The following is a 26114-nucleotide window of genomic DNA, read 5'->3' on the forward strand; positions in this document are numbered from 1 at the left end:
CATAATGCGGGTGCTCCCTGCACAACGGCCGGGATCCGCGGGAGCCCGGCCGTTATGCGCCCTCGTCACGCGGATCAGGCCGCCCGCGCGAGCCCGGTCTCGGACGTCACCCGGAGATCGCCGCCGGCCGCGTCCACCTGCACGCGTCCGCCGTCGCTCAGCTCGCCCGAGACGAACAGGTCCGCGATGCGGTCGTCGACCTCGCGCTGGATCAGGCGACGCAGCGGTCGCGCCCCGTACTCCGGCTCGTAGCCGTGCTCGCCGAGCCAGGCCACCGCGGCGTCGGTGACGTCGAGCGCCACCTCGCGGCCGCCGAGGCGGCGGGCGGTCGCCTCCAGCAGCAGCCGGACGATGCGCCCCAGCTCTTCGCGTCCGAGCTTGGAGAACAGCACGATCTCGTCGATGCGGTTCAGGAACTCCGGCCGCATGGCTTCGCGCAGCTTGCCCATGACCCGCGCACGCAGGTCGTCCTGCGAGGCGAACCCGTTGGCGGACGCGTCCTGCGATGCGACGAACCCGAGCGCGCCGGAGCGCGAAGCCAGGAACTCCGAGCCGATGTTCGACGTCATCACGATCACCGTGTTGCGGAAGTCGACCGTGCGTCCCTGGCCGTCGGTGAGACGGCCGTCGTCGAGCACCTGCAGCAGCAGGTTGAACACGTCGGGGTGCGCCTTCTCGATCTCGTCGAACAGCACGATCGAGTACGGGTTGCGCCGCACGCGCTCGGTGAGCTGTCCCGCCTCGTCGTAGCCGACGTATCCCGGAGGGGCACCGACGAGCCGCGACACGGTGTGCCGCTCGCCGAACTCGCTCATGTCGAAGCGGATCACGGCGGTCTCGTCGTCGAAGAGGCGATCGGCGAGCGCCTTGGCCAGCTCGGTCTTGCCGACACCGGTGGGGCCCAGGAACAGGAAGGATCCGACCGGCCGGCGGGCATCGCCCATGCCGGTGCGGCTGCGGCGCACGGCCCGCGCCACGGCGGTGACCGCGTCGTCCTGCCCGATCACGCGGGCGTGCAGGTCGGCCTCGAGGTCGCCCAGCCGCTCGCGCTCGCTCTCCGAGACCCGGCTCACCGGGATCCCCGTCGCGCGGGCGATCACCGCGGCGATCTCCGCCTCGTCGACGACCGCGTCCGCAGCGTCGGCCACCGGTGCACCGGCGTCGTCGATCCGCGCCTGCACCGCGGCGATCTCGTCGCGGATGCGCGAGGCCTCCTCGTAATGCTCGGCACCGACGGCCGCGTTCTTGCGCGCCTCCAGGTCGGCGAGCTCGGCGAACAGCGCGGCGACGTCGGTGACGAGGCCGAGCCGCAGTCGCAGTCGCGCTCCGGCCTGGTCGATCAGGTCGATGGCCTTGTCCGGCAGCACGCGGTCGGGCAGGTAGCGGGCTCCGAGCTCGACCGCGGCGCGGATCGCGTCGTCGGTGTAGGTCACGGCGTGGTGCTGCTCGTAGGCGGGCTTGAGGCCCTCCAGGATCCGCACGGCGTCCTCGATCGAAGGCTCGGCGACTTTCACCGGCTGGAAGCGGCGCTCGAGAGCCGGATCCTTCTCGATGCGCCGGTACTCGGCGAGGGTCGTCGCGCCGACCAGGTGCAGGTCGCCCCGGGCGAGGCGCGGCTTGAGGATGTTGCCGGCGTCCATGCCGCCGCCCTCCCCCGATCCGCCCGCGCCCACGACCGTGTGCACCTCGTCGATGAAGACGATGATCTCGCCCTTGTGCGCGGCGATCTCGTCCATGGTCTGGGTGAGACGCTCTTCGAAGTCGCCCCGGTAGCGGGTGCCGGCGAGCATCGCGGGCAGGTCGAGCGACACGACGCGGCGGTCCTTGAGCTGCGCCGGCACGGCGTCGTCGACGATCGCGCGCGCCAGCCCCTCGACGATCGCGGTCTTGCCGACGCCCGCCTCGCCGATCAGCACCGGGTTGTTCTTGGTGCGGCGGCTGAGGATCTCGATGGTCTGCTCGATCTCGGCGGCGCGCCCGATCACGGGATCCAGCTCGCCGGCACGGGCTCGTGCCGTGAGGTCCAGGCCGAAGCGGTCGAGCATCGGCGTCTCGGAGGCGTCCGCCGCGGCGTCGGCCTCCGGGGCCGCTCCCGCGGTGACGGTCTCGCGCATCCCCTGGGTGAGCGCCTCCGCCGTGACCCCGGCGCGCGCCAGGATCTGCCCGGCGGGGGCGTCCTGTCCGAGCACGAGGGCGAAGAAGACGTGCTCCGGCTCGATGTAGGTCGCGCCGGACGAGCGCGCCACCTGGTAGGCGTGGAAGAGCGCCCGGCTGGCACTGGGGGTGATGGTCGCCGCGTCCACGTCGGAGGCGCCGGCCGGCGCGGGCAGTCGCGCCTCGACGGCGTCGACGATCGTCTGCGCGGTCACGCCGATGTTGCGGATCGCCTCGGCCACGGCGTCGTCCTCGACGACGGTGCGCAGCACGTGCAGCGCGTCGAGCTCGGTCTGACCGCGCCCGAGGGCGAATCGGCCGGCGCGCTGCAGGATGCGCTGGGTGCGGACGGTGAGGAACCGGCTGAGGTCGATCGAGCGCGTCTCACGAGCCTGCTCGCCCGCCAGGTAGCGGGCGAGGAAGTCGTCGAACGAACCCGAACCCGCGTCGGTGAAGTCGTTGGGCATTTCGCTTCCTCTCAAACTTGAGCGTTGTGCTGTCAACTTCAACGCACGGTGGCGGATCCTATTCCCGACCATTGCATCCGGACTTCGACGCCCCGTCCCCCTCCCTTAGAATCCAGGGATGGCCTCGCTTCTGTACGTCGGCGTGCGCCCTGAGCTGGATGCGGCCACGGCGGAGCGCGCCTCCTTCCGCGTCGCCCTCGGCGTCGACGCCGAGACACTGGATCGCGTCGACCTCACCACGACGGCGCTGCCCGACGACGTCTTCGACCGCTACGCGGGTTTCGTGATCGGCGGATCCCCGTTCAACGTCACCGATGCCCGCAAGTCGGCGACGCAGCGGCGCGTGGAGGCGGATCTCGAGCGGATCGCCGAGCGCGCGATCGAGGGGAGGACGACCGCGTTCTTCACCTGCTTCGGGATCGGCGTGGTGACGCGGCTGCTCGGCGGGACCGTCGGCAACGGCACCCCGGAGGAGGCCGCCGCAGCGGAGATCCGCACGACGTCCGAGGGTGCGGCGGATCCGCTGTTCGGGCCGGCCGGCCCCGTGTTCCACGCCTTCACCGCGCACAAGGAGGGCTCCGTCGCCCCGCCGCCCGGCGCCGTGCTGCTCGCCGGCAACGACACCTGCCCGGTGCAGGCGTACCGCGTGGGCGCCGACCTGTACGCGACGCAGTTCCACCCCGAGCCCTCGCCGCGGGACTTCGCCGACCGGATGGTTTTCTACCGCACCACGGGCTATTTCGACCCCGACGCGTTCCACACCGTCCAGGAGGCGGTGCTCGAATCCGTCGTCACCGAACCCGCCCGGATCCTGCATCGCTTCGGCGCCCGAGCCCTGAACCGCCGCCGAGGCCACTGACGCGTTGTCCGCGCCGCCCGAGCGATCCCCCGGCCACCCCCACGGTCCGGCCCGATGGGCGGTGCCACCGGAGGGTCCGACCGGCCGCGCCGACGGGCCACGAGACGGCAACGGGGCGACGAGACCGAATCTCCGTGGCGAGACCGCAGTTGATTCGCGCAGTCTCGACGCGGAGATGCCGTCTCGCGAGAGCGCGGCGGGGTCCGCGTCAGGCGCCGTCGCGCAGCAGGGCGATCCGTTCGTCCAGATATGCCTCCAGCGGCATGTAGCCTCCGGCGGCCGACCAGCGCACCGACGGCACGCCGTCCCGCAGGGCGAGCGGACCGGAGGATCCCCCGGCTTCGACCGCGTCCAGATCGATCGCCGTCCAGCCCACGTGCACGGTCTCGCCGTCGCGGAATCCGCCGCGGGAGGCCTCCGCGCGGCGCTCCGCCCGGGCCCGGGCCGATTCCGCCGCATACCCCCGGCGCACCGGGGCGGCGGCGCGCAGCACCTCCGCCGTCGCGAACACCGCATCGTCGCCGAGGAGCAGCACGCCGATGTGCCAGGCGGATCCGGCGCGGACGATCCGCGGCGCCCGCCAGCGCGACGTCCTCTCGCGTCCGAGAGATTCCCGCGGCACCTCGGCGAGCGCAGCGCGCGCCCGTCCGAGCAGCGCGCCGAGCCCGGAGCCGGAGTCAGGTGAGGTCACCCCACCAGGCTAAGCCCGCCGATGGCGGCACTCCGAGACCGTCCGAGTGATCGCTATCATGCACGTGTGCCGGGACGACGCCCGCGCCTCCGCCCCACGATCGGATCTCATGACGACCCCAGCGACGCCGGATCCCCGCCGCGCCCCCGGGATGGCCGACGTAGCGCGCCTGGCCGGGGTGTCGGCGCAGACCGTGTCGCGCACTCTGAGCGGCAATCCGAGCGTGCAGCCCGAGACCCGCGCCAAGGTGCTCGCGGCCGTGGACCAGCTCGGCTATCGGCGCAACAACGCCGCCCGCGCGCTGTCTTCCGGGCGGAGCAGGGCGATCGGCGTCGTCTCGCTGCGGACCGGCTTCTACTCGCGCACCGCGGTCACGGTCGGCATCGAGACGACCGCGTCCGAGGCGGGGTACATCGTGAACTCGGTCACGACGCCGTCGCTCGATGCCGGCGAGATCGAGCTGGCCATGTCGCGCCTCGCCGACCAGGGCGTGGAGGGGATCGTGCTCGCGCTCCCCCTGATCGCGACGTCGCGGGCGATCGACGAGCTCACCCGCGCGGTTCCGACGATCACCATCGACGGGTCGCGCACCGCATCGACCCAGGTGGTCGCGGTCGACCAGCGCGAAGTCGGCCGGATCGCGACCCGCCATCTGCTGGATCTCGGCCACGAGACCGTCTGGCACGTCGCGGGGCCGCAGCAGTGGCTCGATGCATCCAGCCGCACCCAGGGCTGGCGGGAGGCCCTCGCAGACGCCGGCCGGGAGGCCCCGCCCGAGATCCTCGGGGACTGGTCCCCCGCCTCTGGGCACCGTTCCGGGCAGATCCTGGCGCGCATCCCGGAGGTCACCGCGGTGTTCGTGGCGAGCGACGAGATGGCGTTCGGCCTCGCGCGGGCGTTCGCCGAGCTCGGCCGCCGGATCCCGGACGACGTGTCGATCGTCGGGGTGGACGACATCCCGCTCGCGGAGTTCTGCTCCCCCGCGCTCACGACCGTCGCCCAGCCCTTCGGCGACGTGGGGCGCATCGCCGTCGAGCATCTGCTGCACGCGATCGCCCACCCGGGAGCGGTGCCCCCGGCGGAGTCGATCACGCCGCAGCTCGTGGTGCGCCGCTCGACCGCCGCCCCGCGCCGTTGACCGTCGCCCCACGCGACTGAGCCCCGCACCGTCCGCCCGTCGCCCCGCGCCGTCGACCGCCGCCCCGCGCCGCTGACCGCCGCGCCGCGCCGCTGAGCCCCGCCTCGCGGAGCTCCCCGCCTGCGTCGCGTCCGGCCAGGGCGCTGGAGCGCCCGGGGTCCCGTCGCCAGCACTCCCCGCGAGGACCCGGCGTCCTGACATCCCTCATCCGCATGTTTGCGATATCCATTGCATGAGACAGGCCCGGTAAATAAGCGGAAAGGACTTGATGTTAGCGATAACTTGGGCGTACCGTGTCCCCTGTTCTCCCCGCCTCGACGATGCAGCAAGGAAGACCGATGCCTCCACAGATCCTGTCCCTCCCGCGCCGATCAGGCGGTGCCGTCGCCGGCGGCGTCGCCCTCGCGATCGCCGCGACCGCGCTGGGCCTCGGCTCCCTCTCCCCGGCGCACGCCGACCCCGCCCCACCCGCCGGCGCCGCGATCCCCGACACGGGGTACACCCTCCTCGACGTCGACTCCGAATCGGCGCCCTACCCCGCCCCGCCCTCGCTCGACGGCACCGCGAAGGGGGCGTTCGACGGCGACTACTCGACCCAGTGGGCCTCGGACTACAACGGCGGCACGCCGGACCCGATGCCGCACTACCTCACGTTCGACATCGGCGCGCAGCACGCGCTCACCGGGCTCGGCTACTCCGTCAAGGTGCAGGGCAACGGCCCGGTCAAGAACGTGCAGGTGCTGACCACGAACGACGCCGACGTCGCGAAGGACGGCAAGAACAGCGGATGGTCGCTCGCCGGCACCGCGACCTTCTCGCAGCCCACCAGCGGCACGCAGATCCAGTACGTGGCGTTCGCCCAGCCCGTGTCGGCGCGCTACGTCGAGTTCAAGGTCCTGGATGCGGTGAACGGGTCGAACAACGCCTCGGCCTCGGAGATCGTCGTCTACACGACCGACCCGATCACCACGCCCACCCCCACTCCCACGCCGACACCGACGCCCAAGCCCGCCGCCGCGACCGTGACCACCGACTCGGTCGACGACAGCACCTGGCAGTATCCGGACGACACCCCCGCGAGCCCGTTCATCGACAAGGACGGCACGTTCCACTTCGGCGAGTCGCACGCGAACTACTACAACGAGCCGGACGGCAGCAACGGCGACATCCGGCAGTGGAACTGGTACACCGGAACGGACTTCGACACCGCGAAGCCCGACGACGCGCTCAACGCCGCCGGCACCAACCCCGACACCACCGACTTCTGCAACGCGAGCCCCACCGGCGTGGACTCGACCAAGGCGCCCGCCGGATCCAGCTACACCCAGCCGAACTACTGCGACATCACGCAGATGTGGGTCGACCCCGACTCGGGCGACTGGTACGGCCTCGTGCACAACGAGTTCACCCCCCAGCCCTTCGGCGACGGGCTGCACTACGACGCCATCGACTACGCGGTCTCGACCGATCAGGGCAGGACCTGGACGATCCCCGGCCACGCGATCACCTCGCCGTACAGCACCACCCGCGGCGACACCACGGCGTTCCCGCAGCAGACCTACTCCTACGGCGACGGCGATCCCCGCCTCTACGTCGACTACGCCTCCGGCTACTTCTACGCGTTCTACGGCTCCCGCATCGTGAACAAGACCGGCGGCTGGGTCGCGTTCTACGAGCACGTCGCCCGCGCCCCGATCTCCGGGAAGATGGCGACCGGCACCTGGCAGAAGTGGTACGACGGCACCTGGACCCAGCCCGGCATCTCCGGCAAGGAGAGCAACATGGTCCCCGTCGCCGACGACAGCGAGACGGGTTACACCCCCACCGACGAGGAGTACGACCCGAACACCCCCGGCACCGCGCAGCAGCAGATCAAGAAGGGGCAGATGCCCGCGACGTCGCCGCTGTTCGTGATGGACGTCACCTACGACGCGTACCTCGGGCTGTACATCGGCCAGCCGCAGAACCCCGACCAGTCGGGCAACGCGCCGCAGGAGTTCTACGCCACGAAGAACCTCGCGACGCAGAAGTGGTTCCGCCTGGGCGACAGCGGATCCGCGTACACGACGGCCTCCTGGTACCGCTGGTTCGTCGACCCGGCCAACAAGACGAGCTCGGCGATCGTGGGCAAGTCGTTCCGCTCGTACTGCTCGTTCGGCTGCATGGGCGACGCCTCTGCGCAGCTCGCGAACATCACGATCGACGCGGGGCCCTCGGTCTCGCCGGCCGCCGCCGTCGACACGACGAAGGCCTACACGATCGCCAACGCCGACGGGCGCAAGCTCGCGGTCTCCGGCGACGGCACGGCGCTGACGTCCGCGGACACCGTGGACCGCGGGCACGGCGCGTGGACGTTCGCGGCGACGGGGGACGGCGCGTACACCGTCGCGACCCAGGGCGGCGCGCTGCTGGGCGTCGACGCGTCCACGACCGCCGGGCGCGCCTGGGGCGCGGGTCTCACGCTCACCGATCAGGCATCGGCCGGTGTCGGGCAGCAGTGGTTCGTCGTCCCGAACACCGACCCCGCCAGCGGTGAGGCCACCGGATCGATCCGGCTCGTGAACCGCTACTCCGGACTCGTGCTGGGCCTGGACGACACAGCCGCGGCGACGACACCGGGCCGCACCTGGGACGCGACGAGCCCCACGGCACGGGCTGCGGCCGCGTCGTCGGCCCCGTTCGGCGCGGCCTCGAACCAGGTCATCGCGCTTTCGGTGTTCGACGACTCGACGCCCGACCCCGGCACCACGCCCACGCCGACGCCCACGCCGACGCCGTCGGCCGGCCCGGGCTCGACCGGATCCGACAGCGGGTCGCACGGCACCGGAACGGCAGCAGGATCCCTCGCCAGCACGGGCGGCGCGCTCGCGGTCGTCCCGGCGATCGCGGCCGGACTGCTGATCCTCGCCGGCGCCGCGCTCGCCCTGATCCGGCGACGCGCCCGCACCACGCGCTCCTGACGGATCAGTCTCGGCGGGGATCCGGGCCTCGTGCCCGGGTCCCCGCCGTCGCGTCCGCCCGGCGATTCGCCTCGGGTCCGTCCGCACGGCAGAATCGACGCACACCCCCTTGCAAGGAGACCCGTCATGGCGCAGCCCGACACCGCACGACTGCTCATCGCGTGCGCCGATCAGCCCGGCATCGTCGCCGCCGTCGCGGGCGTCCTCGCCGCGCACGAGGTGAACATCATCTCCCTCGATCAGCACTCGACCGACGCCGAGGGCGGGCGCTTCTTCCAGCGCACCGTGATCCACCGCGACGGGCTCGCCGCCGCCCGTCCGGCCCTCGAGGCCGACCTGGGCGCCGTGGCCGAGCGCTTCGGCATGGACTGGTCACTGCACGACGCGTCCAAGCGCAAGCGGGTGGCGATCTTCGTCTCCAAGTACGACCACTGCCTGATGGAGCTGCTCTGGCGCACCCAGCGCGGACAGCTCGACATCGACATCACCATGGTCGTCTCGAACCATCCGGATCTCGCGGAATCGGTGCGCTCGTTCGGCGTGCCGTTCGTGCACATCCCCTCGGGCGACAAGGCGGAGATGGAGCGGCGCCAGCTCGAGCTGCTGCAGGGCAACGTGGATCTGGTCGTGCTCGCGCGCTACATGCAGATCCTCACCGACGAGTTCATCGGTTCCCTCGGCGCTCCGGTGATCAACATCCACCACTCCTTCCTGCCGGCGTTCATCGGCGCGAACCCGTACGCCCGGGCCAAGGAGCGCGGCGTGAAGCTCATCGGCGCCACGGCGCACTACGCCACGGCCGACCTCGACGAGGGCCCGATCATCGAGCAGGACGTCACGCGCGTCACGCACGCGGAGTCCGCCGCCGAGCTGCAGAGCCGCGGCGCCGACGTGGAGCGTCTGGTGCTGGCGCGCGCGGTGCAGTGGCACGCCGACGACCGGGTGATCGTGCACGGCCGCTCGACCGTCATCCTCTGAGGCACGGTCGCCTCAGGGCCCTCTGCGCGCGGCCGCCCGGCGCAGGTCAGGCGCTCGGCACGCCCGCGGCGAGCTCGGCGAACGCCTCCGCCGCCGTGCCGTACCGGGCCAGCGGCGCCGACTGGCCCATCCAGAGCGACTGCAGCTCGCCCCTCCCCTGCTCCCCGGCCGGAGCGCGGAAGCGTCCCGTGATCCAGTTCTGCGCCGGGAACGGGGCGATGGATCCGGCCGCCTCGATCTCGGCGACCGCGCGGTTGCGCGCCCCGCGGGCGAGCCGCCCGCTCATCGCCCGGGTGAGCACGGTCCCCTCCGCCGACGTCGAGCGGATCGCCGCCCGGTGCGCCGCGTTCGCGGCCGACTCCGCGACGGCGAGGAAGGCGGTGCCGACCTGCACGCCCTGCGCGCCGAGGGCGAACGCGGCGGCGACCCCGCGCCGGTCGGCGATCCCCCCGGCCGCGATCACCGGCACGTCGACGGCGTCGACGACCTGGGGCAGCAGGGAGAACAGCCCGACGAGCGACTCCTCCGCGGGACGCAGGAACGACACGCGATGCCCCGCGGCCTCGGCGCCCGTCGCGACGACGGCGTCCGCCCCGGCGTCCGCGAGCGCGACCGCCTCCGCGACCGTCGTGGCCGTGCCCACCACCCGGATTCCACGGCGGTGCGCCTCGGCGACCAGCGCGGCCGACGGCGCCCCGAAGACGACGCTGAGCACGGCGGGAGCCGCCTCCAGAATCGCCTCCACCTGCTCGTCGACCGGCGGCAGATAGCGCTCCGGACGCGCGGGCGGCTCGACCCCGACCTCGGCGAAGAAGGGGGCGAGCGCGGCCGCGTCGGCGTCGTGCTGCGCCCCCGGTTCCACCTCGTCGCCGGTGGGCAGCCAGATGTTCACCGCGAACGGCGCCGAGGTCGCCGCGCGGATCCCGGCGATCGTGGAGCGGATCCGGTCTCCGTCGTACCCGTAGAGCCCGTACGAGCCGAGCCCGCCGGCCGCGCTGACCGCGGCGGTGAGCGGGATCGAGCTGAGTCCGCCGAACGGGCCGAGGACGACGGGGATGCGGATGCCGAGGAGGTCGGTGAGCGCGCTCATGCTCCCGAGGCTACGCCGGGCCCGCCCGCGCCCGTCGCGTGTGACGAAGGAGCCTCCGGGGTCAGTCCGGCACCACGGGGATGGATCCGGTGAGCGGGGAGGGCGGTTCCTCGTCGGGGCCCGCGCCGCGCCGCCGCCGCGCTCCCGCGGTGACGCCGATGCTCGCGATCACGACCAGCGCGATCGCGGCGAGCCGCAGCGGCGAGGCCTGCTGCCCCAGGACGAGCAGCCCGGCGAGCGTCGCGAAGACCGGCTCGAGGCTGAGCAGGATCCCGAAGATCCGCTGCGGCAGGCGGCGCAGTGCCGCGAGCTCGAGGATGTAGGGGATGACCGAGGCGAGCAGCGCGGTGAGCGCGGCCAGTCCCAGCACGCGGGGATCCGCGACCGCGGTCACGGCCGCGGGCACCCCGAAGGGCAGCAGCAGCACGGCACCGACCGCGAGCGCGACCGCGAGGCCCTCGGTTCCCGTGGTGAGCGCGCCCACGCGCGTGCTCATCCGGATGTACATCACCCAGAACGCGGCCGCGATGAGCGCGAACAGCACGCCCCAGGGATCCAGCGCCGCCGCTCCCGTGAGCCCGTCGAGCCCGAGCAGCGCCATGCCGAGCAGAGCGATCCCCACCCAGACCGCGTCGGCGAGGCGCCGGGTCAGCACCGCCGCCAGCACGAGTGGGCCGAGGAACTCGATCGCGACCGCGGGCCCGAGCGGAATACGGTCGATGGCGGCGTAGTAGGTGCCGTTCATCGCGGCGATCGAGACGCCGAACAGGAGGGCGGCGGTCCACTGCGCCCGGTTCCATCGACGCAGGCGCGGGCGCGCGATGACGAGCACCACGATCGCGGCGATGAGCACGCGCAGCCCGGTGACGCCCCAGGAGCCGAGCTGCGGGAAGATCGTGGTCGCGACGGCCGCGCCGAAGGGCAGCGACAGGCAGGATCCGACGACCAGCAGCACACCGAGAGCGGGCTGCTGCCGCGGTTCCTGGGAGTTCACCCCTCAAGCCTGGCACGGCCTGGACGGGGATGCGTCGCGGGCACGGACGCGTCGCGGACGTTCCCGGTACGCGGCCCGAGCCGGCTCGCGGGGCATGGCGCGAGGCGCCCCGCGGACCGCGCTCAGCGCGGGGTGAGCCCGACCCGCAGCGGAGCGCCGGGCGCCCCCGCCTCCGCCAGCGCGCCGTCGACCGCCGCGAGCGGATGCACGGCGCTCACGGCGTCGGCGAACGGGTGCGCGCGCCCGGGCCCCGCCATGAAGGCGGCGGCGGCGTGCAGCTCGGCCCCGGTGTAGTTGTGCACCCCGGCGACCGCGACGAGACCGCGCACGATGCGCTCGGCGTCGAGCGGCACCGGATCCGCCGGGAACACGCTGCCCAGCAGCACCACCGCACCGCCCACGTCGACGGCGTCGAGCGCGGCGCGCACGGCATGCCCCGAGGCCTCGATCACCAGGTCGGCGCCCTCCTCGGCGACGTCCTCCGGGGCGAGCGCGGTGAGGCCGAAGCGCTCGGCGAACGCCCGGCGCGCGGGATCGGGATCCGCGATCCGCACCTGTCCGCCCAGGTCCGCCCCGATCACCGCGGCGGTCAGCCCGACCAGCCCGGCACCGAGCACGAGCACGCGTTCGCACGCGAGCACGGCCGCGTCCTCCGCAGCCGTGGGGAACGGATCCGGCCGTCCTAGCCCGCGCAGCGCCGCGCCCCGGGCGATCCCGGCCCACGCGGTCGCCGTCGCGCACGAGACCGGGGCGAGGGCGGCGGCCGGCAGCGCCTCCGGCACCCGCACGATCGCGGTACCGGCCCGCAGGTGCACGTGTCCGGCGAACCCGCCGGTGAGCTCCCAGCGCGGCTCGATGCGCGCGTGGCCGTACTTCGCGAGCGTGCGGCACTTCTGGGTCAGGCCGACGAGGCAGCGGTCGCAGTGTCCGCACGAGACCGTGACCGACCACACCACACGGTCGCCGACGTGCAGCTCCCCACCGTCCACGGCGCGCGCGCCCTCGTCGCCGATCGCGATGATGCGGCCCACGCTCTCGTGCCCGAGGACGAGGGGCGTGGGCGCATGCCGGCGTCCCTGCACGGTGTGGATGTCGGATCCGCAGATCGTCGACATCTCCACCGCGACGAGCACGTCGTGCGGGGCCAGGGCGACGCCCGGCACGGCGAGCACCTCGTGCGGCAGCCCGACGCCGAGCCAGGCCATGGCGACGGCGGAGGGCCGCAGCGGCACGTCGTGCCGGTGCACCTCTTCGGCGGGGCGGACCAGCGCCGCGCGCATGTCAGCCGGCCGCGATCGGCGCGACGGCGGGCTCCGGCGCGAGCGTGGCGGATGCCGGGGGCTCCGCCGCGAGGCCGGGCACGAGCCCGCGTTCGACGAGCGCGGCGGCGAGCGCGGTGACGTCGGGCAGCACGGCGTCCGGACCCGCGGCCGCGAGCGCGGCGGCATCGTGCGCACCGGTCAGCACCCCGGCCACGAAGCCCGCACCGGCGCGGCGGCCCGACTGCACGTCGCTCACGGTGTCGCCGGCGACGGCCACGGCCTGCACCGACGACGCGCCGGCGCGCAGCAGCGCGGTGAGCACGAGGTCGGGAGCCGGGCGGCCGCGGCCCGCGTCGACCGGGCTGAGCACCCCGTCGACGAGGTCGCGCCAGCCTAGAGCATCCAGGAGCGCGTCACGGGTGACCGGGGCGAACCCCGTGGTCAGCCAGACCTTCAGGCCCGCGGCCCGCAGCGCCCGGATGGCGTCGGCCGCACCGAGGATCCCGGTCACGCCCTGCTCCGCCACGATCTCGGCGTAGGCGGCCTCGAACTGCGCGGTGGCGCGCTCCGCCGTCTCGACATCCCCGTCGGCGAGGTGCGTGAACACGTCGATCTTCGACTGCCCCATGGTGTCGCGCACGTACTGCAGCGCCGCGTCCCCGCCGATCCGGGAAGCGACCCCGGTGCGCTCGGCGGCGCGCTGGAACGCCTGCTCCACGATGCCGTCGTCGAGCACGGTGGTGCCTGCCATGTCGAGCACGACCAGTTCGATCGGGGTGTGCGGGTTCATGCGTTCTCCTCCTGTGCGATGCCGCCGACGGTGGCGGTCGTTCCTGCGCCGCCGACGATGGCGGGGTTCTGTGCGGCGTCCGCGACGGACCTGCCGGTGTCGTCTGACCCGGATCCGGATCCGGCCCAGCCGAACGCGCGGGCGGTCTCGATCTCGGCGAGACCGAGACCCGTGGTCATGCCGATGCCCGTGGTCGCGGCGAGCGCGAGCACCCGCGGGGCGGCCTCCTCGATGAGGAACTCCTCCCCCGCGGCGGCGTACACGCCCTGCCAGCGCTCGATCACGCGGATCCCGCCGATGTCGAAGAGCTCACGCGCCTCGGCGAGGAACGCGTCGAACGCGGCCTCGGGCTGGAACGGATCGGGCTGCACCGCCTTGTGGTGCGAGTCGCCGAGCAGCAGCGTGCCGTCAGGGAGCTGCGTGTACATCTGGTTCAGATCGAGTGCGGCAAGCTCCGGGCGCTCGGCGTGCAGCCGCTCGCGCAGCACCGTCGCCGTGCCGAGGCCGGCGAACCGGCGGTACCGCACGAGCGACCAGCCGGTGAGCAGGGGCGCCTGCAGCGGCGCGGCGAGATCGGCCGCGACGCGCATCATGTCCAGCGCGCAGCGGATCACGCCCGCGCGCTCGGCGAGGGCGGGCAGCAGCTGATCGACGTCGTGGTTCACGGCCACGACCACGTCGCTCGCCGCGATGTCGCCGCGGGTCGTGCGCACGAGCCCCGTGCCGACCTCGGCGACCGCGGTGCGGAAGCGGAACTCGACGCCGAGCGCCGCGAGGTGCCGCACGATCGCGCCGGCGGCCTCCCGCGGGTTCACCTGCAGGTCGCCCGCCACGAGCGCGCCGCCGTGCACGACGTCGGGGCGCACCGGGGCAAGCGCGGTCACCTCGGCGGGCGAGAGCAGACGGATGCCGCCTCCGGCCTCGGCCCCGGCCTCGGCGCGAGCGGCCTCCTCCAGCAGCGCCCGCTCGTCCTCCGCCCGGGCGACGACGAGGGTGCCGCTCTCCCGGGCCCAGAATCCGGCCTCTGCCGCGAGGCGGAGCCAGATCCCGCGGGACGCCTCGCCGTAGGCGCGCGCGGGGCCGTCCTGCGCGCCGATGCAGAGGTGTCCGAAGTTGCGGATCGTCGCGCCCACGGGGCGCTCGGTGCGGTCCACGACCACGACGCGCAGCCCTCGCCGCACGGCCGCGTACGCCGCGCCGAGGCCGACGATGCCGGATCCGACGATCGCGACGTCGAACCGGTCGGGGGAAGAAGCCGTCATCGGAACACCCTCCGCATCCACATCGCGAGGCCCTCGACCACGAGCACCGTGGCGAGGATCATCAGCACGATCGCCGTGACCACCTCATAGCGCGAGCCCTGGCCGGCGTTCAGCAGGTAGTAGCCCACGCCGCCGCCGCCGACGATGCCGAGGATCGTCGCCGCGCGGATGTTGGTGTCGAGCATGTAGAAGCTGTGCCCGATGAGCGCGCGGGTGCCCTGCGGCACGGTCGCGGCCGTGTAGGTCTGGAGCCGCGTCGCGCCGACGGCGCGGAGGGCCCGCTCGGGTCCCCGGTCGACCTCCTCGAACGAGTCCGCCACGAGCTTCCCGAGCAGCCCGATGCCGCCGATCGCGAGGGCCACGATGCCCGCCGTGGGGCCGAGGCCGGTGACGACGATGAGCACGATCGCGAGGATGAGCTCCGGGATCCCGCGGATGCCGACGAGCAGGAACCGGGCGATGCCACGCACCGTGCCGTTCGGGGCGACGTTGCGCGCCGCGAAGGATCCGAGCAGCAGCGAGGGCAGCAGGGTCAGCACGGTGGCGGCGAGCGCGATCGCGATCGTGTCGCGCATGGCGCCGAGCATGACGGCGGTGTCGTAGTTGCCGAAGTCGGGCGGCCAGAACTTCGCCGCGGTCTCGGGGATCCTCGCCCACACCGTGATGAGATCGCTCCACTGGATCCGGCACACGAGGAGGCTGCCGATCACGATCGCGACGGCGATCCCGCCGGCGATCGCGTTGCGGCGGCGCTCGCGGGTCCAGGGGCGCCGCACGGCGGTCTCCGGCGTCGCCGCCCAGGCCGGCTTCGCAGCGGGGACCGTGGCGCTCACGGCACCGGCGCGCCGGCCCAGACGCGGATGCAGGATCCGGTCGATCCACGAGCGCGTCTGCGCGGTCTCGCCGAGCATCGCCCCGCGCACGGCGCTGGAGACGATCTCCATGACGACGCAGAGCACGAAGATCACGAGGGCGATCCCGAGACCGCGTCCGTAGTTGAGCGCCTTGAACGCGTAGGACATCTCCAGGCCCAGGCCCGCGACGCCGACGTAGCCGAGGACGACGCTGCCGCGCAGGTTGATGTCGTTGCGGTGCAGGACGGTCGCGACCCAGCTGGGCAGCACCTGCGGGAGGACGCCCGCGGTGAACTGCTGCAGCTTCGTGCCCCCGGCTGCGCGGATCGCAAGGCGCGGCCCCTCGTCGATCTGCTCGATGGCGTCGGCGAACATCTTCGAGATCATGCCGATCGAGTGGATCCCGATCGCGAGGATGCCGGGGAGGGTCCCCAGCGAGAACATCAGCACGAACGCCATGGCCAGCACGACGTCGGGGATCGAGCGGGTGAGCACGCCGATGAAGCGGGCGATGCCGCGCCAGACCGGTCCGGGCGTGGTGTTCGCCGCGGCGAGGTAGGCGATCGGCACCGAGAGCGCGGCGGCGACGAGCGTGCCGACCAGCACCAGCCCGACCGTGAGTGCGATCAGCCAGAGCAGGTCGAGGGGCGCAGGGAAGGTCAGGGCTCCCACGCGGGTCATGAAGCGCTGCGCGTTGCCCCAGCTCGACAGGACGCCGGAGAGCGAGAAGCCGCTCTGCACGAGCGAGGCGACGCCGAGCCCGGCGAGCACGACGAGCGTGAGCGATGCGGCGATGCGCTCCGGGGAGATCCGGGGCCGCGGCGCCCGGGACAGCAGGCCGCCGACGTAGCCCTCGCGGCGCGGGGAGGCGACCGCGGTCATGCCTGCGCCCCGGCGGCGGCCGACCCCACGGCCGCCGCGCCTGTCGCCGCGTCGGCGGGCGTCGCGATGCCCTGCGCGATGAGCTCTGTGGTCACGGCGGTGAGGTCGGCCGTGGTGGTGGCGACCCGGCCGTAGATCTCCATGACCTCGGCCTTGCTGAGGCCGGTGGTGGAGGTGTTCAGGACGACCTCGCCGTGGCGCAGCCCGACGATGCGGTCCGCCCAGCTGATCGCGAGGTCGACCTGGTGCAGGCTGCACACCACGGTGAGGCCCTGGTCCGCGGCGATCTCGCGGATGAGCGCCATGACCTGGTCGCTCGACTCCGGGTCGAGCGAGGCGACGGGCTCGTCGGCGAGCAGGATCTCGGGGCGCTGCATGAGCGCGCGGGCGATCGCGACGCGCTGCTGCTGGCCGCCGGAGAGGGTGTCGCTGCGCTGGTAGGCGCGCTCCAGCAGGCCCACCCGCTCGAGGTGGCCGAGGGCGCGCAGCTTCGCATCCCTGGAATAGCCCCAGAGCCCGAGGCGCGGACCGCGCACGGACGAGAGGGATCCGGTCAGCACGTTCTCCAGCACGGTCAGCGAGGGCACCAGCTCGAACTGCTGGAAGATGAAGCCGACCCGGCTGCGGAGGCCGCGCAGCGCCTTCCCCTTCAGCGTCGGGACGGCCGATCCGAGCACCTCGACGGTGCCGGAGGTCGGGGTCTCGAGGCCGTCGAGGTGGCGCAGCAGCGTCGACTTGCCGGATCCGGACAGACCGAGGAGCACGACGATCTCGCCGCGCGCGACCTCCAGGTCGGCGCCCGTGAGGGCGGTGGTGGCGCCGAACCGCTTGGTGACGCCGGAGAGGCGGATGACCGGCTCCGTGGTTGCCGTGCTCATGATGTTGCGCTCCTGGGTGTGTACGGGGTCGTCGAGCGAGGACGCGGGAACGGCGACCGAGACGGAACGCGGTGCTCTCGCATCCGACCGCGTTCCGTCTCGCGAAGACCTGCACCGAACGAGCAGCGCGAGTCGACGTGTCGCTCGACGACCCCGTTCGGGGGCGTGATCGGTCAGATCACTTCTTGCACTGGTCGGCCTTGGTCTTGTCGCAGATGTCGCGGATGATGTCGTAGTACTTGTCGTCGACCGGCTTGGTCGCGTAGAAGGTGGCCTTGAAGGCGTCGCTGTCCGCGCCCTTGATGCCGGCCTTGACGATGTCGTCGATGGTGACCTCCTTGAGGGCGGTCACGACCTTGTCGGCGGTCTCCTTCGGCAGCGCCGAGCTGTAGACCAGCGGAGCACCGGGGACCATCGTCTTGTCGACGACGGTGACCTTGTCGCTCTTGGCGACCTCGGAGTCCTCGGCGAAGCCCGCCTCGCACTCCGTGCCCTCGCCGACCTTCTGCACGCTGACGTCGTGCTTGCCTGCGAAGACCGGGGTGACGTCCGTCTTGGGGTCGATGCCGTCCTTGAGCAGGTTGTAGCTCGGGAACAGGTAGCCCGAGGTCGAGGACGGGTCGACGAAGCAGACCTTCTTGCCCTTGAAGTCCTTGATGGAGGTGATCGAGGAGCCCTTCGGCACGATCGCCTCGGAGTAGTAGCCCGGCTCCTGCCCCTGCTTGGTGACGATCGAGGAGATCGGGGTGAGCTTCGCGCCGGCGTTGGTGGCCGTGATGTAGGTGAAGCCGGAGAAGGAGGCGACGTCGACCTTGCCGGCGACGGCCGCCTCGATGAGCGCCGCGTAGTCGGTGGACTCGTGGTACTCGACCTTCTTGCCGGTCTCCTTGGCGATGTAGTCCATGAGGGGCTGGTAGTTGGTCTGGGTGTCGACCGAGTCGGGCACGACGCCGAAGACGAGGGTGTTCGCGTCGACGGCGTAGCCGCCGTTCGCGGCAGCGGGCGCGTCGGTGCCGGTGGCGGCGCCGGCGGCGCCGGAGCATGCGGCGAGGCCGAGGGCGAGCACGGCGGCGCCGGCTGCGACGGTGAGAGCGCGAAGCTTCATGAGGACCTTTCGGGTTCTGGTGCGGAGGGGATCCTCGAAGACTCTCTCAAGCTCGCGGCCGAGATGTATACCTACCTCGGCACTGTTCCTCGACTGTTCACCCGCGATTCGCCTGCATGAACACTGCTGGAACGAGGGTGCGCTCACCGAGGCGACGAAGTAGTATGCCTATGTGCCCGAGGTTGTCTACACCCAGATCGCCGACGACCTGCGCGCCCGGATCGCCTCCGGCCGCCTCCGCCCCGGCGACGCGGTGCCGACGGAAGCGGAGCTCGCCGAGCGCTGGAGCACCTCGCGGGGCCCGATCCGCAACGCGCTGGCCGCGCTCCGCGCCGAGGGGCTCATCGAAACCGCGCGCGGAAGGCCCGCGCGCGTCGTGGAGCGCAAGGCGACCCAGGCCGTGGACGTGTCGGTGCCGTTCACGCGCTGGGCCCGCGAGCTCGGCGCCCGCCCGGGCGCCCGCACCCAGGAGCTGAGCCTGCGCCGAGCCGGACCCGAGAAGGCTCAGGCCCTCGGGGTGGATCCCGATGACACCATCGTGAGCGTCGTGCGGCTGCGCTTCCTCGACGACCGCCCCACGATGCTCGAGCGGCTCTTCTACACGGAAGAGGTCGGCCGCCTGCTGTTCAGCGTCGACACCGATGCGATCTCGATCACCGAATTCCTGGCATCGCAGGGCCACCCGATCGTGGGCCTGCAGCACGAGATCGACGCCGTCGCCGCGGACGAGCAGGATGCGGCGCTGCTGGAGGTCGTTCCTGGCGCCCCGATCCTGCGCCTCAGCCGCACCTCGCGCGACGCCGACGGGCGCATCTTCGAGGCCAGCGAGGACCGCTATCTCTCCCGCATCGTGCGGTTCACGGTCTCCGGATCCGGCATCTCCTCCGACGGGCAGTACCTGCGCGCCGTGGGCGGCTGAGCCGTCCGCCGCGGGCCCGCGCACCCCTGACGACCCCCGGGTCCCGGGGCAGCGCGCTCACACCGCCAGCAGCGCGATCCCGGCCACGACGATCGCCGCGGCCCCCACCCGCCAGGCCGGGCGCCCCTCGCGCAGCACGAACGCCCCGAACAGGCTCACCAGCACCACGCTCACCTCGCGCAGCGGCGCGACGAGCGCCACGGGAGCGATGCGGATCGCCTGCAGCACGAGGATGTACGAGAGCGGCGAGAGGATCCCGAAGGCCAGGATCCGGCGCCATTCGAGGCGTCCGAACGCGGCGAGCGCCGCCCAGCGCCCGCGCACCGCGAACGAGTAGAACGGGATCTGCATCGCGGCGGTGCCGACCATGAACGCGACAGGCGAGAGGCCGTGCGCCCGCACCACGAAGGCGTCCCAGATCGTGTAGACGGCGATCGTGACTCCGGTGAGGAGGCCGAAGAGCAGCCCCGGGTCGATGCGGCGTCGTCCGGGTGCCGGCAGCGGATCCGGGATCGCCGGGGCCGGAGAGCCCGCCCGGTCCACGAAGCCAATAGCCACGATCCCGATGATCACGACCGCGACGCCGACGAGGGCGACCGGCGCGGGCCGCTCGCCGAACAGGGTCATCGCGATGATGACCGAGAGGAACGGCCCCGTCCCGCGCGCCGTCGCGTACACGGTCGAGAGGTTGCCGACGCGGTAGCCGTGCTGCAGCACGACCATGTAGGTCACGTGCAGCACGCTCGAGACCAGCACGCCCAGCACGAAGCCGCCGACGTCCCCCGTGCCGATGCCGCCGGTGAACGGCACGACGCCGATCCAGACGAGCGTGCTGGAGACGGCGCCCCACCACAGGAACGGGTAGCCGGCGCGGCTGACGCCGTGCGCGAGCACGTTCCAGCCCGCGTGAGCGATGGCGGCGGAGAAGACGAGGACGAGAGCGACGAGCGACATGGGAACCTTCGGTCCGGCGCGGGCGCGACGGACGTGGTTCCTCCAGGCTTTTGTCCGTTCAGATGACGTCGGGCCCACGAAGGCCCGACGTGGCGCCGCTCGGACCAGTCGGGCGGACCCCGGAACCCTAGGCGCTGTCACGGGACAGCCTAGCGACGCCCGCGCGACCCCGTGAACCCGCGATTCGATCCGTCATACGGATGTGCGAAACCGGTTGTCCACAGATCCCCTCTTCCCCTCTCCAGCATCGATGCTGCGTTCTAGGTTGGAAGCATGGAACCCGCCCTCGACCACACGCTTCGCCCTAGCGCGGCGCTGGTCGAGGAGTGCGCGCAGATCGACCGCGAGATCTCCCGGCTGCAGGCCAGGAAGGCGGAGAGACTGGCCGAACGGGTGCGGCTGCTCCTCGATGAGATCCGTCCGGGGCAGGACGGTTTCGAGCAGGCCGAACGATCCATGATCAGCGAGCTCTCCGCGGGGCTGCGCATCACCGCCTACGCCGCTGCGAAGCAGCTCGCCAATGCGCACACCCTGCAGGAGCGCCTCCCTGGCACGCGTGAAGCCCTCGCCGTCGGTGCGCTCACGCTGGCGCACGCCGACGTGATCGTCGAGGCCGCGCGCGATCTCCCCGCCGGGGACGATGCCGTGGCGGCCGCCTACGAGACGGCGGTCGTCCCCTACGCCTCCGCGGAGACCCGCGCGCGCACGAAGGCCTTCGCCGAGAGCGTCGTCGCCGCCCTCGCGCCCGCGACCGTGCAGGAGCAGCACGACCGCGCACAGGATCAGCGGCTCGTCACGGTGACCGACGAGGGCCGCGGACAGGCGAGCCTGCACGTCACGGGCCCCGCTGTGCTCATCCACTCCGCGTACGACCTGGTCACGCAGGAGGGCCATGCGATCCTCCGCGCGGCGAAGCAGGACGGCGCGGACCCCGATCCGCTGGGCGACGCACGCACCCTGGATCAGGTGCGCTGCGACCGGATCCTGCTGCGCCTCCTCACCGGCCGCGTCGACCACGACGCCGACATCCTCGAGAGCATCCGCCCGACGGTGCAGGTCACCGTCAGCGCCGCCACCCTCGCGGGGATCGACGACCGCCTCGCCGAGCTCGACGCCCACGGCCCGGCAGACGCCGACCTCGCGCGCGACCTCGCCGCGTCCGCCGCCTCCTGGCGACGACTGCACCTCGACGACGCGGGGATGATCACCCGCACCACCGCCTATCAGCCGACCGCGGCGATGCGGCGCCATCTCCGCGCCCGAGATCGCACCTGCCGGTTCCCTGGCTGCCGCAGACCCGCGCGCAGGTGCGAGATCGATCACACCTACGACCACGCCCGCGGCGGCCCCACCGCGATCACCAACCTCGCGTGCCTCTGCGCCACCCACCATGCCCTCAAGCACCCGGACGTCGACGCGAGGTGGCGCTGGACCGCGCGCCAGCGCCGGGACGGGACCATCGTCTGGACGACCCCCGCCGGCGTCGAGTACTCGGACGCGCCGCCGCCGCGGGTCATGTTCGTGGCGCAGGACACGCCCGAAGAGGACTCCGCCCGCACGGCCGCCGCATGACCGCAGGCGGAGACAAGCGCGGGCGAGAACGAACACGGGCGGAGGTCCTCGCCTGCACACTCGCGCAGCCGATGGCACGTGCAGCGAGACGGATCAGGGGGCGGGGCGATGGCTCCGATCACAGACGCTTCCGAAGCGCCGATGAAATACTGGAGACGTACACGACGAGGAGGTCGCCGGTGGCGGACAACGAACGCGCGCTCGAAGAGGGCATCGTCACCGATCTGAAGGATCGGATGACCTACGGCTCCTATCTCGACCTGGACCGGCTCCTCGGCGCACAGCATCCGGTCAGCGTGCCGCAGCACCACGACGAGATGCTGTTCATCATCCAGCACCAGACCACCGAGCTGTGGCTCAAGCTCGTGCTGCACGAGCTCGGCACCGCCCGCGACCGGCTCGCCGAGGACGACCTGCGGTCGGCGCTCAAGCACATGGCCCGGGTGAAGCACATCCAGGAGGTGCTCACCCAGCAGTGGTCGGTGCTCGCCACCCTGACCCCCACCGAGTATGCGGAGTTCCGCGGCGACCTCGGCAACTCCTCCGGCTTCCAGTCGGTGCAGTACCGCGCCGTCGAGTTCGCCCTCGGCAACAAGAACGAGCGGATGCTCGGGGCGTTCCGCGATCACGCCGAGAACCTCGCGATGCTGACCGCGGAGTGGGAGCGCCCGACGCTCTACGACGAGTTCCTCCGGCTCGCCGCGCGACGGGGGCTGCCGGTCCCCGCCGAGATCCTCGAGCGCGACGTGCGGCAGCCGTATCGCATGCACGAGTCGCTCGTGCCGGTGCTCACCGCGATCTACGAGAACCCGCACGAGCACTGGGACCTGTACGAGGCGTGCGAGGAGCTCGTCGACGTCGAGGACAACTTCCAGTTCTGGCGCTTCCGGCATCTGCGCACCGTCACGCGCACGATCGGCCGCAAGGTCGGCACCGGCGGATCCAGCGGGGTCGACTTCCTGCAGCGCGCCCTCGATCTCACCTTCTTCCCCGAGCTGTACGCGGTGCGCACCGAGATCGGGCGGTGACCGATGGCGGAAGCCCTCTCCATCGGCGGGTTCACCGATCACCACGTGCACCTGCAGCTCGTGGACGTCGGCCTGCTCGAATCCAGCAGGCTCGGGCGCGGACTCGACCTCGGGTCGGATCCGGTGCAGATCGCGCGGATCGCCGGCGCGGTCTCGGAGCGCTTCGGTCATGACCCGCACGGCATCGCGATCTCCTACGCGGGCGCGTTCCTGACCCCCACCGGCGGCTACCCCTCGGATCGCTCCTGGGCGCCCGCCGGATCCGTGCGCGAACTGGACGACCTCGACGGCGCCGTCGCCGCCGTCGCCGAGATGAAGGCGGCCGGAGCCTCCGTCATCAAGATCGCCAGCAACAGCACGGCGGGGCCGGTCTTCAGCGACGAGCTCGTGGCCGGCATCGTCCGCGCCGCCGACGAGGCGGGGCTCCCGGTCGTCGCGCACGCCGAGGGGCCGGGCGAGGCCCAGCGGATGCCGCGGCTGGGCGTCCGCGCCCTCGCGCACGCCCCCTTCACCGAGCGGCTGAGCGATGACGAGGTGGCCCGCCAGGCGGGACGGATCGCCTGGATCTCCACTCTCGGCATCCACGAGGGCGAGGCGCGCGAGATCGCGATCGACAACGTGCGCCGCTTCCACGCGCACGGCGGCACCGTGCGCTACGGCACGGACATGGGCAACGGCGACACCCCGGTCGATCTGAACCCCGCCGAGGTCGGCGCGCTGCGCGAGGCCGGCATCCGCGGCGCCGCGCTGATCCGCGCGCTGGTGCCCGTCGCGGCGACCGCCGGCCGGCGGTTCCTCCTCCCCGCCCGCGACGCCGACCCGTTCGACGTCGAACCCGTCCACCTCGAACCCGTCTCCCTCGAACCCGCCGAAACGGAAGGCACCCGATGAGCGACCCCACCGCCCCCGCCGACACCACCGCGGAGCTGCTCGCGGCGGCGCGCGCCCTCGACGCCGCCGATCCGCTGCGGGCGCACCTCGACGCGTTCGTGGAGGCGCCGGGCGTGCAGGCGTACCTCGACGGCAACTCGCTGGGGCGGCCGCTCGCCGTCGTCCCGGAGCGGCTCGCGGCATTCGTCCGCGAGGACTGGGGCACGCGCCTCATCCGCTCCTGGGACGAGCAGTGGATGGACCTGCCGGAGCGGCTGGGCGACCGGATCGCCGAGGTCGCCCTGGGCGCCGCCGCCGGGCAGACGATCGTCGCGGACTCGACGAGCGTGGTGCTCTACAAGCTCATCCGCGCGGGTGCCGCGGCGGCCGGCGAGGGGCGCACCGAGATCGTGATCGAAGAGGGCAACTTCCCGACCGATCGCTTCATCGCCGCGGGCGTCGCGGCCGAGCTGGGCATGGAGCTCGTGTGGGTGCAGCCGGATCCGGTGCACGGCGTCACGGTCGACGACCTCGCGCCGGTGCTGTCGCAGCGCACCGCGCTGGTCGTGCTCAGCCACGTCGACTATCGTTCCGGCGCCCTGGCGGACATGGCGGCGATCACGGCGCAGGTGCACGAGGCGGGCGGCCTGATCCTCTGGGACCTGTGCCACTCGGCGGGATCCGTCCCGGTGCGGCTCGACGACAGCGGCGCCGATCTGGCCGTCGGCTGCACGTACAAGTACCTCAACGGCGGACCCGGCTCCCCGGCCTTCGCCTACGTGCGCCGCGACCTGCAGCCGCACATCCGTCAGCCGATCCAGGGCTGGTGGAGCGCCGCCGACATCTTCGCGATGGGCCCGCAGTACGCGCCGACCCCGGGCATCCGGCAGCTGCTCAGCGGCACGCCGCCGGTGACGAGCATGCTCGCCATGCAGGCGATGCTCGATCTCATCGCCGAGGCGGGCATCGAGGCGGTGCGCACGAAGTCGGTCTCGCTCACCGACTTCGCGGTGCGCGCCGCGGACGAGCTCCTCGTCCCGCTCGGCGTGCGGCTGCTCAGCCCGCGCGACAGCGCCCTGCGCGGCGGCCACGTCACGATCGGCCACCCCGACTTCCAGGCGGTCACGCAGGAGCTCTGGGGCGAGGGGGTCATCCCCGACTTCCGGTTCCCCGACGGGATCCGGCTCGGCCTGTCCCCGCTGAGCACCTCGCACGAGGAGACCCTGCTCGGGGTCATCGCCGTGCGCGACGCGCTCACGCATTGAGTCGTCCCCCTCACCACGAGCCATAGGCCGTGGTGAGGGGGACGACTCGATAAGCGGGGCCTCAGACCGCGCCGAGGTCGATGCCGGCCGGGGCAGGCTCGGCGTAGTCGACCTCGCGCCACACGTCGCCGACGCGCTCGAACGAGGTGATGCTCGACAGCGCGCAGCGCCGCGTGCGGGGATCGTGCCGCAGCGGGAGCCCGGCGACCGACAGGTGCGTGATCCAGATCGGCGCCTGGTGCGACACGAACACCACGTCGCCACCGGGCGCCTCGTGCCAGGCCTCGTCCATCGCGGCGCGCATCCGGTCCGCGATCGACGCGTAGGGCTCGCCCCAGCTCGGCACGGACGGACGGCGCAGGTGCCGCCAGTTCCAGGGGTTCATCAGGGCACGGCGCATCCGCGTGCCCTCGAACACGTTCCACGGCTCGATGATGCGATCATCGAGCCGTGGCGCGAGGCCGAAGGCGGCCGTGAAGGGCTCCGCCGACTCCTGGGTGCGCTCGAGCGGCGAGCAGCGCAGCGCCGAGACGGGCCGGTCCAGCCCGGCGAGGTGGTCGGCGGCGGCCTGCGCCATCCGCCGACCGGCCTCGCTCAGGTGATAGCCGGGAAGACGCCCGTAGAGCACGTGGTCGGGGTTGAAGACCTCGCCGTGCCGGACGAGGTGCAGTCTTTCCGCGGCCATCGGTATGCGAGGTCCTCGCTCAGACGCGACGGTACTGGGCGGATCCGAACCCGATGATGAAGTAGCCGATGAACGAGAACAGCCACAGCAGGAAGAACGAGAAGACCCCGCCCTTGCCGAAGTTCTTGCCCAGCTTGATCGCCACGATGATCGACATGACGATGTTGACGATCGGGATGAGGTAGAGCAGCACGAACCAGCCGCTCATCCCGGCGATCTTGATCAGGAAGATGAGGTTGACGATCGGGATGATGGCGAGGATCCCGGGGTGTCCGGCCTTGGTGAAGACCTTCCACAGCGCGATCACGACGATGACGTAGAAGATCAGCGCGAAGATGCTGGTGGTGCCGGAGAACAGCCCCGCGTAGATGTTGCCGGCCGCGTCGGTGGGGTCTTCGGTGGGGAGGATGTGCATGGGGAGCGCCTTCCAGGGGATCGGTCGAGGGGTGGTGCTGCC

Annotated in this window: 22 protein-coding genes; 9 read left to right on the plus strand and 13 right to left on the minus strand. The window is 72.4% G+C overall.

The features are described 5' to 3' along the window. Positions 1–74: 74 nt before the first annotated feature. Positions 75–2621, minus strand: a complete 2547-nt coding sequence (locus J8G10_RS01980) for an ATP-dependent Clp protease ATP-binding subunit (protein ID WP_251438799.1) — start codon at positions 2619–2621, stop codon at positions 75–77. 118 nt (positions 2622–2739) lie between these two features. On the opposite strand from J8G10_RS01980, the gene J8G10_RS01985 reads away from it, so the two are divergent. Then, complete coding sequence (locus J8G10_RS01985) at positions 2740–3480, plus strand: GMP synthase (protein ID WP_251438800.1); 741 nt, start codon at positions 2740–2742, stop codon at positions 3478–3480. Positions 3481–3688: 208 nt separating this feature from the next. Here J8G10_RS01985 and J8G10_RS01990 read toward each other — a convergent pair whose 3' ends face one another. After that, positions 3689–4171, minus strand: coding sequence for a glutaminase (locus J8G10_RS01990; RefSeq protein WP_251438801.1), 483 nt, complete (start codon positions 4169–4171; stop codon positions 3689–3691). A 109-nt stretch (positions 4172–4280) separates the two neighbouring features. Between J8G10_RS01990 and J8G10_RS01995 the strand changes: the two genes are divergently transcribed. The 3 genes from J8G10_RS01995 (at position 4281) to purU (ending at position 9247) form a co-directional block, all read left to right on the plus strand. Further along, positions 4281–5309 (plus strand): LacI family DNA-binding transcriptional regulator, encoded by a 1029-nt coding sequence (locus J8G10_RS01995; RefSeq protein WP_251438802.1) that lies wholly within the window; start codon positions 4281–4283, stop codon positions 5307–5309. Positions 5310–5647: 338 nt separating this feature from the next. Continuing rightward, positions 5648–8269 carry a discoidin domain-containing protein gene (locus J8G10_RS02000; RefSeq protein ID WP_251438804.1) on the plus strand — a complete coding sequence of 874 codons (2622 nt, stop codon included), beginning with the start codon at positions 5648–5650 and terminating at the stop codon, positions 8267–8269. Between the two features lie 126 nt (positions 8270–8395). Next, a complete protein-coding gene (gene purU / locus J8G10_RS02005) occupies positions 8396–9247 on the plus strand; it encodes a formyltetrahydrofolate deformylase (protein ID WP_251438809.1) in 852 nt (283 codons plus the stop codon). Between the two features lie 46 nt (positions 9248–9293). Here the strand turns inward: purU and J8G10_RS02010 are convergent, their stop codons facing one another. From J8G10_RS02010 to J8G10_RS02045, 8 genes are all read right to left on the minus strand, one after another. Then, complete coding sequence (locus J8G10_RS02010; RefSeq protein ID WP_251438810.1) at positions 9294–10337, minus strand: nitronate monooxygenase family protein; 1044 nt, start codon at positions 10335–10337, stop codon at positions 9294–9296. Positions 10338–10398: 61 nt separating this feature from the next. Next, positions 10399–11331, minus strand: coding sequence for a DMT family transporter (locus J8G10_RS02015; protein ID WP_251438811.1), 933 nt, complete (start codon positions 11329–11331; stop codon positions 10399–10401). 122 nt (positions 11332–11453) lie between these two features. Next, on the minus strand, positions 11454–12611 hold the full coding sequence (locus J8G10_RS02020; RefSeq protein WP_251438812.1) for an alcohol dehydrogenase catalytic domain-containing protein: 1158 nt from the start codon (positions 12609–12611) through the stop codon (positions 11454–11456). A gap of 1 nt (position 12612) precedes the next feature. Then, positions 12613–13383, minus strand: coding sequence for a phosphonatase-like hydrolase (locus J8G10_RS02025; protein ID WP_251438813.1), 771 nt, complete (start codon positions 13381–13383; stop codon positions 12613–12615). Beyond that, the gene (locus J8G10_RS02030; RefSeq protein ID WP_251438815.1) at positions 13380–14645 is read right to left on the minus strand and encodes a TIGR03364 family FAD-dependent oxidoreductase; all 1266 of its coding nucleotides are present in this window, start codon (positions 14643–14645) and stop codon (positions 13380–13382) included. The genes J8G10_RS02025 and J8G10_RS02030 overlap by 4 nt, the downstream gene beginning before the upstream one ends. After that, a complete protein-coding gene (gene phnE, locus J8G10_RS02035; protein ID WP_251438816.1) occupies positions 14642–16381 on the minus strand; it encodes a phosphonate ABC transporter, permease protein PhnE in 1740 nt (579 codons plus the stop codon). Before phnE ends, J8G10_RS02030 begins: the two co-directional genes overlap by 4 nt. After that, positions 16378–17259: a phosphonate ABC transporter ATP-binding protein gene (phnC, locus tag J8G10_RS02040; RefSeq protein WP_251438818.1), complete on the minus strand. Its 882-nt coding sequence runs from the start codon at positions 17257–17259 to the stop codon at positions 16378–16380. The genes phnE and phnC overlap by 4 nt, the downstream gene beginning before the upstream one ends. A 178-nt stretch (positions 17260–17437) precedes the next feature. Next, the gene (locus J8G10_RS02045) at positions 17438–18364 is read right to left on the minus strand and encodes a phosphate/phosphite/phosphonate ABC transporter substrate-binding protein (RefSeq protein ID WP_251438820.1); all 927 of its coding nucleotides are present in this window, start codon (positions 18362–18364) and stop codon (positions 17438–17440) included. 172 nt (positions 18365–18536) lie between these two features. Here J8G10_RS02045 and J8G10_RS02050 point away from each other — a divergent pair, with 172 nt between their 5' ends. Next, positions 18537–19283: a GntR family transcriptional regulator gene (locus tag J8G10_RS02050; protein WP_251438822.1), complete on the plus strand. Its 747-nt coding sequence runs from the start codon at positions 18537–18539 to the stop codon at positions 19281–19283. Between the two features lie 57 nt (positions 19284–19340). Here J8G10_RS02050 and J8G10_RS02055 read toward each other — a convergent pair whose 3' ends face one another. Next, complete coding sequence (locus tag J8G10_RS02055) at positions 19341–20237, minus strand: EamA family transporter (protein WP_251438823.1); 897 nt, start codon at positions 20235–20237, stop codon at positions 19341–19343. Between the two features lie 273 nt (positions 20238–20510). Between J8G10_RS02055 and J8G10_RS02060 the strand changes: the two genes are divergently transcribed. From J8G10_RS02060 to J8G10_RS02075, 4 genes are all read left to right on the plus strand, one after another. Further along, complete coding sequence (locus tag J8G10_RS02060; RefSeq protein WP_251438824.1) at positions 20511–21809, plus strand: HNH endonuclease signature motif containing protein; 1299 nt, start codon at positions 20511–20513, stop codon at positions 21807–21809. Between the two features lie 236 nt (positions 21810–22045). Beyond that, positions 22046–22837, plus strand: a complete 792-nt coding sequence (locus J8G10_RS02065; RefSeq protein ID WP_251439372.1) for a tryptophan 2,3-dioxygenase — start codon at positions 22046–22048, stop codon at positions 22835–22837. A gap of 3 nt (positions 22838–22840) precedes the next feature. After that, positions 22841–23728: a hydrolase gene (locus J8G10_RS02070; protein WP_251438825.1), complete on the plus strand. Its 888-nt coding sequence runs from the start codon at positions 22841–22843 to the stop codon at positions 23726–23728. Beyond that, positions 23725–24972 (plus strand): kynureninase, encoded by a 1248-nt coding sequence (locus J8G10_RS02075; protein ID WP_251438826.1) that lies wholly within the window; start codon positions 23725–23727, stop codon positions 24970–24972. Before J8G10_RS02070 ends, J8G10_RS02075 begins: the two co-directional genes overlap by 4 nt. A 61-nt stretch (positions 24973–25033) precedes the next feature. Here the strand turns inward: J8G10_RS02075 and J8G10_RS02080 are convergent, their stop codons facing one another. After that, positions 25034–25657 (minus strand): histidine phosphatase family protein, encoded by a 624-nt coding sequence (locus J8G10_RS02080; protein ID WP_251438828.1) that lies wholly within the window; start codon positions 25655–25657, stop codon positions 25034–25036. A gap of 19 nt (positions 25658–25676) precedes the next feature. Continuing rightward, positions 25677–26072, minus strand: coding sequence for a DUF5684 domain-containing protein (locus J8G10_RS02085; protein WP_251438830.1), 396 nt, complete (start codon positions 26070–26072; stop codon positions 25677–25679). Positions 26073–26114 lie beyond the last annotated feature (42 nt).

The organism is Microbacterium sp. USTB-Y, from assembly GCF_023703415.1.
GTDB lineage: Bacteria > Actinomycetota > Actinomycetes > Actinomycetales > Microbacteriaceae > Microbacterium.